The organism is Pseudomonas sp. TWP3-2 (genome assembly GCF_049897765.1).
Classification (GTDB): Bacteria; Pseudomonadota; Gammaproteobacteria; order Pseudomonadales; family Pseudomonadaceae; genus Aquipseudomonas.
In genome coordinates this window covers 464,671-477,222 of the sequence record NZ_JAFCWW010000003.1, presented here as the reverse complement: position 1 = coordinate 477,222, position 12,552 = coordinate 464,671, and the positions used below count along the sequence as shown (strand labels likewise).

Sequence of the window (12,552 nt, the reverse complement as noted above, 5' to 3'; positions counted from 1 at the left end):
AAGAATTCTTCAACAACTTCAACCACTTGCGCTTCCGATCTCTCGTCAGCGGGAGGCGAATTCTACAGCGTTACACGCTGCTGTCAACACCTCTTTTTCAGCTACTTCCAGACTTCGATAAACTGAAGCCCTGCACTGCCTAAACCTACATAACTCATTGAATCTCAAGAAGTTTTCCGTTTCGACTGCGCCGGAAGTGGGGCGAATTATAGACTTCCAGAATCTGTCGTCAACCCCTAATTCAGTTTTTCTATCAGCGCGCGTAAAACACTGCTTATATATAGACGTCTCCAGCGCGAATGCGCACTATATTGCCCAACACCAAAAACAACACTTTCCACTGCCTCACCTCGGATGACGCCATTCCATGAATGACCACCCACGCAGCCTTGCCTCGATTCTGTTCCCGGTCGGCCTGCTATTAATAGCGATGGCATCAATCCAGTCCGGTGCCTCTCTGGCCAAAAGTATGTTCCCCATCATTGGCGCCCAGGGCACCACTACTCTACGGCTGATCTTCGCCAGCGTGATCATGCTGATATTGCTCAGACCCTGGAGAGCCAAGCTCACCGCGAAATCCCTGCGCACGGTGATCGTCTACGGAATGGCGTTGGGTGGCATGAACTTCCTCTTCTATATGTCATTGCGCACAGTACCCTTGGGAATCGCCGTGGCGCTGGAGTTCACTGGCCCATTGGCAGTTGCTATTTACGCGTCCCGGCGAGCGATCGACTTTCTCTGGATCGCGCTGGCAGCGGTAGGACTTCTACTGCTCATACCTACGGGTGCGACGAGCGCCGGCATTGATCTGGTCGGCGCCGGCTATGCACTGGGAGCAGGCGTGTGCTGGGCCTTGTATATTCTGTTCGGTCAGAAGGCCGGCGCGGACAATGGCGTAACGACTGCCGCGCTGGGCGTGATGATCGCCGCGCTGTTTGTCGCTCCCATCGGCATCGTCCACGCTGGCGCCGCTCTACTGACACCCTCTCTGATCCCGATCGCGATTGGCGTCGCGATCCTGTCCACCGCCCTGCCCTACACACTGGAGATGGTCGCACTGACCCGCATGCCCGCGCGAACATTCGGCACCCTGATGAGTATCGAACCGGCATTCGGTGCACTGTCGGGCCTGCTGTTCCTGCAGGAATACCTTTCCTTGTCACAATGGATGGCCATTCTGTGCATTATTCTGGCCTCGGTCGGCGCAACTCTGACCATGAGTAGTGGCGCCAAACCTGCAATTGCGGCGGATTGAAACAGGATTTGACGAAGGTCTGGCAATTGGCGCGCATTTAGGCCATGTTTAGCCTCGCAACCCAATGCCAGACATGGATTTTTTCGGATAGGGATATCAGAAACGCTTCAAGCGAGAGCGCATGCAGGCGGACCCGAGCACAAGACTCGAGGCTGTCATAAGGACGGGAATGAAACGAATTTTGCTACTGATCGCCATGCTCGCCGTTGCGGGTTGCGCGGCAACCTCCAGCCCCAAAGTGAAACACGGTAAAAAGGGCCTGCACATCAACTGCTCGGGCCTTTCGTCCTCTTGGGACAAGTGCTACACCCGCGCCGCCAACTCCTGCGCGCCGAAGGGTTACAAGGTCATCGCCAAATCAGGTGACTCGGTGGAAGAACCGGGGGATTACCCATTTGGTCTCAATCCTGCCGGTTACACCAGCCGCAGCATGATCGTCATCTGCAAGTAAGTTGCGGCCGCTAAGGTACTCGTCGAATAGCGAGCTGGCGGCCGATTTCCTCGTGACTGGCCTGCAACACCTGGCGCTGAATCTTCGGCGTGGCGAGCATTCGCGCAACCACCAAGGCGCCTACACACTGCGACAGGATGGCCCAAGCCAGGCTGTCACTCTGCAGAATCTGCGCCCAGCTCTCCTGCAGCCGACAAATCCACAGCTCCGCCTGCTCCCGCACCACTTCATCCGAACGTGCGATCTCCGCTCCCAGCGCAGGTAACGCGCAGCCCAGTTCAGGGCTCTCGACATGCGCCATGCTCAGATACTTTTTCAGACAACGCTCCAGCCGATCACGATCCTGCGTTCCCTGCCCGCCAAGACGCTCAAGACTTTGGCTCAACTCACGCTCGACAATGGCCGCGAACAAATCATCCTTCGATGAAAAGTGGCTATAGAACGCTGCACCACTCAACCCGATAGCCTTCATCAGCCCATCAACGCCTACCGTAGAGAAGCCAGCCTTTTTCGCCGACAGGGAACTGCTTTGCAGCAATTTTTCTCTGGTTTCCAGCTTGTGACTGGTGGAGTAACGCATACGTATGACCTCAAATTTGACTGCCTTGACGCTGAGCGAATCCTAGCATAACGTTCGTTCACTTAACGATCGTTAACCAAAGGGGTTTTGCCCATGAATAACAAGAAGGTCGTACTCGTTGTAGGTGCGGGGGATGCCACGGGTGGTGCCATCGCCAAGCGGTTTGCCAAGGAAGGTTTCGTGGCATGCGTCACGCGACGCAGCGCCGACAAGCTGCAACCGCTGGTGGACTCGATTGAGGCTGAAGGAGGTGAAGCTCACGGCTTTGCCTGCGATGCACGCAAGGAAGAAGACGTTATCGCGCTGATCGAAGACATCGAAACCCGCATCGGCCCGATCGAAGCGTTCGTCTTCAACATAGGCGCCAACGTGCCTTGCAGCATCCTCGAGGAAACCGCGCGCAAGTATTTCAAGATTTGGGAAATGGCCTGTTTCTCAGGCTTCCTCAATGCACGCGAAGTGGCCAGACGCATGGTCACGCGCAATCGCGGCACCATCCTGTTCACCGGTGCCACCGCCGGCCTGCGCGGCGCTTCGGGATTTGCCGCGTTCGCCGGCGCAAAGCATGGCATCCGCGCTTTGGCGCAAAGCATGGCCCGCGAACTTGGACCACTGAACATCCACGTCGCTCATGTAGTGGTCGACGGCGCCATCGATACAGACTTCATCCGCAACAGTTTTCCCGAGAAATACGCGACCAAGGATGAGGACGGCATTCTCAACCCTGAACACATCGCCGAAAACTACTGGTATCTGCACAGCCAGCCACGGGACGCCTGGACGTTCGAGCTGGATCTGCGCCCGTGGAACGAACGCTGGTAATCCTTCCCATAACAAAAAGAGCAGCGAACATGAGCAAAACCGTAGAGTTCTATTTCGATCTCGGCAGTCCCGCCACTTACCTGGCTTACACGCAATTGCCGAAGATCTGCGCCGACACCGACAGTCAGTTGGTCTACATTCCAATGCTGCTCGGCGGCGTTTTCAAAGCCACCGGCAATGCCTCACCGGCGATGATTCCAGCCAAGGGCCGTTACATGTTTCAGGATCTGGATCGTTACGCCAAACGCTACGGCGTGCCGCTCAGATTCAATCCGCATTTCCCGATCAATACGTTGCTGCTGATGCGCGCCGTCACCGGCATTCAATTGCGGCAGCCAGAGCGCTTCCTCGCATTCATCGACTGCCTGTTCAAAGCGCTTTGGGTCGACGGCCGTAGTCTCGATGACCCGGCGACCGTCGCAGCGGTATTGAGCGAACACGGCTTCAACCCTGAAGAAGTGCTGGCCCTGAGCAACGACGATGCCGTCAAAAGCGCACTCAAGGAAAATACCGAAACAGCCATTAAACGCGGTGTTTTCGGGGCGCCGAGCATGTTTATCGGCAATCAGATGTTTTTCGGCCAGGATCGACTGGATTTCGTCGAACAAGCCCTGCGCTGAACGGGGGGCGCCCTAAACCAAAAGGCTCGGGCGCTGGCAGCAGCGCCCGAGCTTCAAGCTATTAGATAGCGACCGTGCGCGCGTTCAACCACTCCAGCGCCGCTCCGTCGAGCAGCGGGCTCAGGCGCTCGCGCACTTCGGCGTGATAAGCGTTGAACCACTGTTTCTCTTCCTGAGTCAGCAATGACGGTTCAAGGCAGCGAGTGTCGATCGGGCACAAGGTCAGAGTTTCGAACTTGAGGAACTCACCGAACTCACTGCTGCCAGCGGCAACGTTCATTGCCAGGTTCTCGATACGCACGCCCCAGCGACCCGGACGGTAAGTACCCGGCTCGATCGAAGTGATCATCCCCAACTGCATCGCCGTTTGCGGCGCCGCAGCCGCCTGATAGGCAATCACCTGCGGGCCTTCGTGAACATTGAGGAAATAACCGACGCCATGACCGGTGCCATGACCGTAATCCACACTTTCGGCCCAGATCGGCGCGCGCGCAATGGCGTCGAGCAGCGGCGACAGAATGCCTTTCGGAAACTGCGCGCGGGACAATGCGATCACGCCTTTCAACACGCGTGTGCAATCACGTTTCTGCTCAGCGGTCGGCGTACCCACCGGCACCATGCGCGTGATGTCGGTGGTGCCGCCCAGATACTGGCCGCCGGAGTCGATCAGCAGCAAGCCGTCACCCTCGATCACCGCGTGCTCTTCCTCGGTGGCGTGGTAATGCGGCATTGCGCCGTTGGCGTTAAACGCGGCAATCGTGTTGAAACTCAGCGACACGTAATCGGGACGACGCTCACGCGCAGCAGTGAGTTTTTCGTCGATGGTCAGTTCGGTGACGCGTTCTTTGCCCAACGCCGAATCCAGCCAAGTGAAGAACTCGCACAGCGCAGCGCCATCCTGCTCCATCGCCTGACGGATGTGCCCGGCATCAGCCTGGCTTTTTTGCGATTTGGCCAACGTGGTCGGATTGAGTCCTTCGACGAGTTTCACGCTGCTATCGAGGCTTTCCAGTAAACCGGAAGTGACGCGCGCAGGGTCCACCAGCAGACTCGCACCGGCCGGAATCGCACGTAAGGCGTCAGCCACTTCGCTGTAATCGCGCAGCGTCACGCCGTCCTGCTCCAGCACCGCGCGCAATTGCGCATCGACTTTGCTGAGCGCCACGAACAACGTGGCTTGCTGCTGACTGATCAGTGCAAAAGAAACGAACACCGGGTTGAACGACACATCGCCGCCGCGCAGGTTAAACAGCCAGGCAATGTCATCGAGAGTAGCGATGAAGTGCCAGTCAGCACCGCGTTCCTGCAAAGTCTCGCGCAATGCCGCGAGTTTCGCGCCACGACTGACGGTCGCTTGTGGCGGAAGATGCTGATAGATCGGCGCGTTCGGCAAGCTCGGACGGTCGCTCCAGACTTGCTTGAGCAAGTCGGTATCAGTGCGCAGACTTGCGCCCCGCGCTTCCAGTTTGCCGCTCAAGGTGCGCGCCGAAGCCACGGCCATGACCGCGCCATCGACCGCGACCACCCCACCTTCCGGGGTTTGCTCGGCCAGCCAGTCCAGCGGGCTCGGCTGACCCGGTTGCAGCTTGACCAGTTCGATGCCGCTGCCGTTGAGTTCCTTGGTCGCCTGTTCCCAATAACGGCTGTCAGCCCAGACACCGGCGAAATCGCTGGTGACAATCAAAGTACCGACCGAACCATGAAAACCCGACAGCCATTGCCGGCCCTGCCAGTAACCCGGCAGGTATTCCGACAGGTGCGGGTCGGCGGACGGCACCAACAGCGCATGAATGCCTTCGCGACGCATCGCTTCGCGGGTTTGCGCCAAGCGCTGGGGAACCGATCCTTCGGTCAGGGTCTGGATACTCATCGTGTCTCCTGCTAATCACTTTTTCGTTATTGTTCGGTGCCGTGCAAAATCGGCGCGTTACAGCCCGGTCGCCCAGAATGCCGGAGCACTGGTGCAGGCGGTTTTAATCAGTTGAATGGCCTGATCGATATCTTCGGCGGTGGTGAAACGGCCGAGACTCAGGCGGATGGTGCGGCCGGCCAGCTGCGCGTCATGCCCCAGCGCCAACAACACGTGGGACGGCGCATTGCTCGCCGAATTGCAGGCCGAGGTTGCGGAGAATGCAATCGAATGGATCAACGCCGCCGAATTGAATTCACCTTCGCTGAAGGTCAGGCTCAAGGTGTGTGGAATACGCTGAGTCGAGCTGCCGTTGAGGCGCACACCCGGCAGGCGCAAAAGCTGCTCGAGCAGACGTTCGCGCAATGCAACGATGGTGCGCTTCTCTTGATCGAACTCGGCACCCGCCAGCGCGAATGCCGCGCCCATCGCTGCGATCTGATGCGTCGCCAGCGTACCGGAGCGCAAACCGCCCTCGTGACCGCCCCCATGAATCTGCGCCTGCAAACGTTGCTGCGCGCGCGGCCCTACATATAGCGCGCCGATGCCTTTGGGACCGTAGAGTTTGTGCGCCGAGAACGACATCAGATCCACCGGCCATTGCGCCAGATCAATCGCCACCTTGCCTGCACCCTGCGCCGCATCGACATGGAACAACGCTTCGCGGCCGCGAACCACTTCGCCAATGGCCTGAATGTCGTTGAGCGTGCCGAGTTCATTATTGACCAGCATCAGCGACACCATAAACGTGTCCTCGCGCATGGCTTCGCTGACCGCTTGCGCAGTGATCAGACCCTCGGCATCCGGTACCAGATAGGTCACGGCGATGCCGGCGTCCTGCAATTGCCGGGCGGTATCGAGGATGGCTTTGTGTTCGATCTGGCTGGTGATGATGTGCCCGCCGGACACACCTCGCGCCTGCGCCACACCTTTGAGGGCGAGGTTGTTGGATTCAGTGGCACCGGACGTCCAGACGATCTGTTCAGCTTGAGCGCCGACCAGTTCAGCGACTTGCCGCCGGGCGTGCTCGACCGTTTGCCGGGCCTGCTGGCCGAACGCGTGGGAGCTGGATGCCGGGTTGCCGAAATTGGCGTTGAAGCCAAGACACTCGATCATCACCTGGATGACCCGCTCGTCGACCGGAGTGGTGGCGGCGTAATCGAAATACAGCGGACGTTGGTTCATAAAAAGACTCGCAGAGCGTGTTCCGGGATCAGGAGGCTCGTGTCTGCAAACGGCAAAGCACAGCCTCATGAGCTGCGCCCGGGTTCGAGAGCGTCATCAATACCTGATCGGATGCCGTTAAAGAAGGACAACTTCATTTAAAAGTGCGTAGGAACGCTCCTGAACGCGACTTTAACAGGCATCGGGCCGGCGGTTGAAGCAATGCGTCAGCTAAAGCTTTCGAGAAGTAACGGATACAGCGAAATCACCAGCAACGCCGCCATACCCCAGTTGAACACGCGCAACCAGCGGCGATCCTTGAGCACATTGCGCAGCAGCGTGCCGCACGCCGCCCAGACGCCGACGCTCGGCAGATTGATGATGGCGAATACGGCGGCGATCACCACCACGTTAGTGAAATAACCCTGCATCGGCGTGTAAGTGCTGATGGCACCGATGGCCATGATCCACGCCTTGGGATTGACCCATTGAAACGCCGCCGCACTCAGATAGCTGATCGGCTTGGCATCGCCCTGCTCGCTGTCGTTGACCGGCCCCGAGTGCGCGATTTTCCAAGCCAGATACAACAAGTACGCCGCGCCGACGTAACGCAGCACGGTATATAGAAGTGGATAAGTCTGGAACACCGCACCCAGGCCAAAGCCTACTGCCACTACCAATACGAAGAAGCCGCAGGTTATGCCGAGCATGTGTGGGATGGTGCGGTTAAAGCCGAAGTTCACGCCCGATGCCAGCAACATGGTGTTGTTCGGCCCCGGTGTAATCGAGGTGACAAGGGCAAACAGGGCAAAGCCCAGCAGCAGATCAAGCGAGAGGGTCATGGCAGGCAATCCGTCGGGGTCATTCAGGTAATGACCCTATCGCACGAGACGGCGCAAACCCACGGACAGTTGCGGAAAAATTCGAGCAGTACAGTTGCTGATCAGCTGGGACGACCGTGCAGCTGTACGGCACGCTCGGCGCTCATTTCACCGTTGTTGTCGAAACCAAAAACCTTCTGCGGCTGGCCGAGCAATTCGGCTTTTTTCGCGTGGTATTCCTCGAAAGAGAGGCCGCGACGATTCAGCGTTTCCAGCGCCAGTTCGCGGGATTCCTCCGCCGAATAAGGGCGCAATTCCGGAGAAACGTGACTCGCACATCCGGCGAGAACGGAGACAGCGAGCATTAGCGAAACAGTCAGTAAATGATTCATGGGAGCGTCCTGGCGAGCAGCGTTAGTCGATGGAGCAAGGCTACGCCCGCGCTCGCTTGCGCAGAAATCAACGCTCTCGATAGTGGCTATCAGGATTCAGGAACGTCGCTCCAGTTCTCGTCTAGCCGACCAGTTGGCAATGCAGACCGTCGTCCTGATTGCGCGCGATGCTGCTCAGCACCTGAAATGAACCGAAGGTCACGGTTCTGGCGTGATGCGCACGGATCAGTTGCCAGAAATCCTGCTCGCCAGTTTCGAAACCCTCGAACGCCGCCTCCCCCGCTTCGCGTGATTGCCATTGCAGAAAACTCAGCACCCGTCGGCCATCGTCGCTCGCCTGAACGCTGGCGCTGACGAAACCGGCGTAGCGCTGAGCCAGACGTTCGGTCTGGATCGACAGCGCAGACACCAGCGCCGGTTGTTGCCTTGGTTCGATCTCGAACTCGATCAATTGGGTAAAGCTGCTGTTTTTCGCCAATGCTTGCATGAAAGCCCCCGCTAATCTGTAGGACGAATCTTGCGACTCGAAGGCGTGCAGGGTAAAACCTCTAGTTAAGTAAAGGTCAAGAGACATTTTCCAATGATCACCCCGGAAAACCTGCACAAGCAGCTCAGCGTCGGCGAAGTTGCGGCGCGCAGCGGCGTCGCGGTCACCGCCCTGCACTTTTATGAAAGCAAAGGTTTGATCAAGAGCCAGCGCAATGCCGGTAACCAGCGGCGCTATCCACGGGAAGTGTTGCGGCGGGTGGCGTTGATCAAAGTCGCGCAGCGGCTGGGAATTCCGCTGGCGGAGATTGGCCAGGCGTTGCAGCAGTTGCCAGACAACCGCGCACCGACCGCGGCGGACTGGAAGGTGTTGTCCGAGCAATGGAGCCGGGAACTCGATGATCGCATCAACCAATTGATGGTGCTGCGTGATCGACTGAATGGCTGCATCGGCTGCGGCTGTCTGTCGATGGAGGCCTGTCCGCTGCGCAATCAGGGCGATGTGCTCGGCGAGCAAGGCCCGGGGGCGCATTTTCTCGACAAGCCGGTCTGAGGTCGAAGTGGTTGCTCGTCGGTTGCCCGATTGTGGTGCGAGGCTGGATCTATAGTGAACCGACCGGAAACCCGGTTCAGCTCCACCCTCATCCCACAATAACCACAGGGAGAAACGTCATGAGCGTCAAACCCATTCCCGAGGGGTATCACAGCATTACCCCGTATCTCGGCATCCACAAGGCAGCCGAAGCCATCGACTTCTACAAAACCGCCTTCGGCGCGACTGAAGTGATGCGCCTGACGATGCCCGACGGCGGCATCGGCCATGCCGAACTGCGCATCGGCGACAGCGCGATCATGCTCGGATCGCCCTGCGATCAGGGGCCGCTGAGCAACCCCGACAGTTCAGTCTCGGTCGGCTTGCATCTATATGTGACCGATGTCGACAAATCCTTTCAGAGAGCTCTGGACGCTGGAGCCACCGCGGTTTCTGAACCCAAGGATCAATTTTATGGCGACCGCAGCGGGACGTTGAAAGATCCGTACGGACATCTGTGGTTTCTCGCCACGCGCAAAGAAGATCTCACCCAGGAGCAGATCGAGCAGCGGGCACAGGAGATGTTCAAGCAAGGCTGATCGTTCTGCGTCAGTACTGGCGGCGACGCCGCCAGTTTCGATTTGCCCCGCACCACTTACGTATTTGCGCCGTCCACGATAGTGAGATTGCGATCGCGAAACATTTACTTTCATATCCCTCATCAGGATTTGCTTCGCTCATCCGTCTTATAGAGATGCGGATCGGCCGCGTCGGCAACAGCCACGGCCGGACTTTCAGGGACTCCTGTGCTGCGAAGCCCGTAGTACCGACTCCTCCCATTGAATCAAGACCTTCAGACATGTCGAAGAAATCCCGCTCCAAACTGTGGTTCCTGGTACACAGCTGGCTGGCATTACCGATCTGGTTTTTTGTGTTGATCGTGTGTGTCACTGGCACTTTGGCGGTGGTCAGCCAGGAAATCGTCTGGCTGGCCAACCCGCAGATGCGAGCCAGCCAACCGTCGGATGACGCGCCGCTGCTCAGTTATGACCAGATTCTCGCCGCGATAAAACAGGCCGAACCACAAACCCTGGTGCAAAGCATCAGCCGGCCGGACGAATCGCATTTCGCCCTCGATGTTGAAGTCAGCTATCCCGACGGGCGCTCGCTGACGGTGTACGTCAATCCGTATACCGGCGTCATCCAGGGTGCGGCGCCCGATTTCAACTTCAAGGCGTTTACCCGCGCGCTGCACGGCTGGTGGCTGGTGCCGTTTACCAACGGTTTCAGTTGGGGCTGGTACCTGGTGTCATTCCTCGGTGTGCCGATGCTTGCTTCACTGGTAACCGGTCTGGTGGTCTACAAGCGTTTCTGGAAAGGCTTTTTTCGCCCGACGTTGCGTATTCGCCACGGCGCGCGGATTTTCTGGGGCGACTTTCACCGGCTCAGCGGGATCTGGTCCATCTGGTTCATCGCGGTGATTTCCATCACCGGTGTGTGGTTCCTGATTCGTGCCCTGCTGTTCGACAACCAGATTTCCATTTCCAGTGAGCCAATCATTCCGGCAATGTCCCGCGAAAGTGTGCCGATTTCCGCCGATGGCACGCCACCGCCCCTGATCAGCCTGGACTCGGCGGTCGAAATCGCCCGACAGCGAATCCCCAGCCTCGAAGCCAGCTTTGTCAGTCTGCCGGGCAATGCCTACAGCCACATGAGCGTCGGCGGCCGCGGTTGGTATCCGCTGATGTTCCAGACCGCCACGCTTAATCCATACAACGGTGACATTGCTGCCTCGCGCCTGTTGTCCGATCGCTCGGCCCTCGAGTTTGTGACTGAATCCATGCGCCCTCTGCACACCGGCGATTTCGGTGGGATATGGATCAAGCTGGTGTGGTTTTTCTTCGGTCTCCTGCTGAGCATGATGGTCCTTAGCGGCCTGCTGATCTGGAGCAAGCGCACTGCTCTGGCGACACTCAACGCGCTCAAGCGTGAGGACAAGAAAAACCGTACGCACGCCAGTCGCACGGCCGCCCGGCATGAAACTTCGGAGGCCCGCCCGTGAGCCAGACCAAAGCGACGCCAGCACCTTCGCGCCTAAGCCGACTCTGGCGCAAATGGCGCTTCCATCTGAATGTCTTTTTGCTGCTGATCCCGCTCGGTTTCATGCCCAAATACTTCGCCGATGCTTCACTGTTTCGCGGCGACGTCGGCTTGGGCGAGCGGGAAATCGGCGAAATTCAGGTCGGACCGTGGAGCCTGCGCCTCGCCGAACTGCGCAAAGATGCACCGCTGCTCAGCGGACCCGCCGGTTACATGAAGGACTTCAGCGCCGCCCTGTGCGATGCCTGCGTCGATCACGTCAAAGCTACTTACCTGCGCATCGGCAAGCCACGCAGCCTGCGTGCCGCCGGTTCGATCTTCTTCGGCACGCCATACCGCATGGGAACGCAGATGCCGGTGCCGGAAAAAACCAAAGCCGACGCCGAGCTGTGGATCACCATGGAAGGCTGGGACGGCAGCATGCATCAAGCCTCGATTCCCCTGAGCCAGGCCTCCCCCGCCACCGTTGACTGGCTGAACAAACAAGGAGCCAAACCATGAGCATTGCTCACCGCCCTCTCCGCCTGCGTTTGAGCACTGTATTGCTGGTGCTCTGCGCGGGCTTCAGCGCCAACGCCCTCGCGCATAACCCGATGTGTGAATGCAAAGCGGTTGATGCCGAACAGATCAAATGCACCGGCGGTTTCTCCGACGGCAGCGGTGCACCGGGGGTGACCCTGGACGTAATCGGCTATGACGAAACCATTCTCGTGCCAGGCAAGCTTGGCGCTGACTCGACGCTGACTTTCAAGAAACCCGGCGCCGAGTTCTACGTGCTGTTCGACGCGGGCCCCGGCCATGTGGTCGAAATCGACCAAGCGGATATCGAGGCACCATGACCACGCCCACCACTCAAGTCGTGCGCCCGGCAGGTGCCGGCCATGAAACCCTCTACGTGTTGCTGCTGTGCCTGCTGATCCTCGCGGTGGCCGGTTCGGTGGTCGCGTGGCGCGGTGTGTCTCATGAGCCGGAGCCGGTGTCCAGCCATCAGCTCGACGCCCGTCGCGACCTCGGCGCCAGCGAGCAAGGCATCTATGCCGACCTGCGGGTGACCCTCGACGAAATCCGCTTGTTGCGTGAAGAACAACAGGCGGTGCCGACGCCGAATGCGCTCGCCGACGAAGGTTTCGCCCCGTTCGCGCAGGACGCCAGCTCGGTCAGCCGTGGCGCGCATGCCTGGCAACTGCTCGCAGACTCGGCCTACTTCGGCCACAGCCAGGCGCCTAAGGTGGCGGGGTCGTTTCTGATGCGCCTGAGCGCCGACGCGAAAGCGGCGCCGGACATCTGGCTCAATCGCAGCACTGACCTGCAGACGCCGCCGAATCTGTCAGATGCAGCACTGTCCGCTGCCGGCTGGAAGCAGATCGTCGCGCAATTCGATGCCGGGGTAACCCGCGAGCATCGTCATTGAACCCTCGCC

16 protein-coding genes are annotated in these 12,552 nt (G+C 58.9%); 10 read left to right on the top strand and 6 right to left on the bottom strand.

The window, feature by feature from the left end:
• Positions 1-367: 367 nt before the first annotated feature.
• Together rhtA and ACP7EE_RS07675 are read left to right on the top strand one after the other, a co-directional pair.
• A complete protein-coding gene (gene rhtA, locus ACP7EE_RS07680; RefSeq protein WP_426206812.1) occupies positions 368-1,255 on the top strand; it encodes a threonine/homoserine exporter RhtA in 888 nt (295 codons plus the stop codon).
• Positions 1,256-1,424: 169 nt separating this feature from the next.
• The gene (locus tag ACP7EE_RS07675; RefSeq protein WP_426234088.1) at positions 1,425-1,706 is read left to right on the top strand and encodes a hypothetical protein; all 282 of its coding nucleotides are present in this window, start codon (positions 1,425-1,427) and stop codon (positions 1,704-1,706) included.
• 10 nt (positions 1,707-1,716) lie between these two features.
• On the opposite strand, the gene ACP7EE_RS07670 is transcribed toward ACP7EE_RS07675, so the two are convergent.
• Complete coding sequence (locus ACP7EE_RS07670; protein ID WP_426234087.1) at positions 1,717-2,286, bottom strand: TetR/AcrR family transcriptional regulator; 570 nt, start codon at positions 2,284-2,286, stop codon at positions 1,717-1,719.
• A 93-nt stretch (positions 2,287-2,379) separates the two neighbouring features.
• Between ACP7EE_RS07670 and ACP7EE_RS07665 the strand changes: the two genes are divergently transcribed.
• Both ACP7EE_RS07665 and ACP7EE_RS07660 read left to right on the top strand, forming a co-directional pair.
• Positions 2,380-3,108, top strand: a complete 729-nt coding sequence (locus ACP7EE_RS07665) for an SDR family oxidoreductase (RefSeq protein ID WP_426234086.1) — start codon at positions 2,380-2,382, stop codon at positions 3,106-3,108.
• 29 nt (positions 3,109-3,137) lie between these two features.
• On the top strand, positions 3,138-3,728 hold the full coding sequence (locus ACP7EE_RS07660; RefSeq protein ID WP_426234085.1) for a 2-hydroxychromene-2-carboxylate isomerase: 591 nt from the start codon (positions 3,138-3,140) through the stop codon (positions 3,726-3,728).
• A gap of 61 nt (positions 3,729-3,789) precedes the next feature.
• Here the strand turns inward: ACP7EE_RS07660 and ACP7EE_RS07655 are convergent, their stop codons facing one another.
• The 5 genes from ACP7EE_RS07655 to ACP7EE_RS07635 all read right to left on the bottom strand — a co-directional run bounded on the left by ACP7EE_RS07655 (position 3,790) and on the right by ACP7EE_RS07635 (position 8,501).
• The gene (locus tag ACP7EE_RS07655) at positions 3,790-5,598 is read right to left on the bottom strand and encodes an aminopeptidase P family protein (RefSeq protein WP_426234084.1); all 1,809 of its coding nucleotides are present in this window, start codon (positions 5,596-5,598) and stop codon (positions 3,790-3,792) included.
• Positions 5,599-5,655: 57 nt separating this feature from the next.
• Positions 5,656-6,822 carry an aminotransferase class V-fold PLP-dependent enzyme gene (locus ACP7EE_RS07650; protein WP_426234083.1) on the bottom strand — a complete coding sequence of 389 codons (1,167 nt, stop codon included), beginning with the start codon at positions 6,820-6,822 and terminating at the stop codon, positions 5,656-5,658.
• Positions 6,823-7,028: 206 nt separating this feature from the next.
• Positions 7,029-7,643, bottom strand: coding sequence for a LysE family translocator (locus ACP7EE_RS07645; RefSeq protein WP_426234082.1), 615 nt, complete (start codon positions 7,641-7,643; stop codon positions 7,029-7,031).
• A gap of 101 nt (positions 7,644-7,744) precedes the next feature.
• Positions 7,745-8,014, bottom strand: coding sequence for a hypothetical protein (locus tag ACP7EE_RS07640; RefSeq protein WP_420650542.1), 270 nt, complete (start codon positions 8,012-8,014; stop codon positions 7,745-7,747).
• Between the two features lie 121 nt (positions 8,015-8,135).
• Positions 8,136-8,501, bottom strand: a complete 366-nt coding sequence (locus tag ACP7EE_RS07635) for an antibiotic biosynthesis monooxygenase (RefSeq protein ID WP_426206821.1) — start codon at positions 8,499-8,501, stop codon at positions 8,136-8,138.
• Positions 8,502-8,594: 93 nt separating this feature from the next.
• Here ACP7EE_RS07635 and soxR point away from each other — a divergent pair, with 93 nt between their 5' ends.
• From soxR to ACP7EE_RS07605, 6 genes are all read left to right on the top strand, one after another.
• Positions 8,595-9,053, top strand: coding sequence for a redox-sensitive transcriptional activator SoxR (soxR, locus tag ACP7EE_RS07630; protein WP_420650540.1), 459 nt, complete (start codon positions 8,595-8,597; stop codon positions 9,051-9,053).
• Positions 9,054-9,172: 119 nt separating this feature from the next.
• On the top strand, positions 9,173-9,631 hold the full coding sequence (locus ACP7EE_RS07625; RefSeq protein ID WP_426234081.1) for a VOC family protein: 459 nt from the start codon (positions 9,173-9,175) through the stop codon (positions 9,629-9,631).
• A 260-nt stretch (positions 9,632-9,891) separates the two neighbouring features.
• On the top strand, positions 9,892-11,094 hold the full coding sequence (locus tag ACP7EE_RS07620; RefSeq protein ID WP_426206825.1) for a PepSY-associated TM helix domain-containing protein: 1,203 nt from the start codon (positions 9,892-9,894) through the stop codon (positions 11,092-11,094).
• Complete coding sequence (locus ACP7EE_RS07615; RefSeq protein WP_426206827.1) at positions 11,091-11,633, top strand: thiamine pyrophosphate-binding protein; 543 nt, start codon at positions 11,091-11,093, stop codon at positions 11,631-11,633. The genes ACP7EE_RS07620 and ACP7EE_RS07615 overlap by 4 nt, the downstream gene beginning before the upstream one ends.
• The gene (locus ACP7EE_RS07610) at positions 11,630-11,971 is read left to right on the top strand and encodes a hypothetical protein (protein ID WP_426206828.1); all 342 of its coding nucleotides are present in this window, start codon (positions 11,630-11,632) and stop codon (positions 11,969-11,971) included. The genes ACP7EE_RS07615 and ACP7EE_RS07610 overlap by 4 nt, the downstream gene beginning before the upstream one ends.
• Entirely contained in the window at positions 11,968-12,543 is a 576-nt protein-coding gene (locus ACP7EE_RS07605; RefSeq protein ID WP_426234080.1) for a DUF6162 family protein, read from the top strand. Before ACP7EE_RS07610 ends, ACP7EE_RS07605 begins: the two co-directional genes overlap by 4 nt.
• The last annotated feature ends 9 nt before the right edge of the window (positions 12,544-12,552 follow it).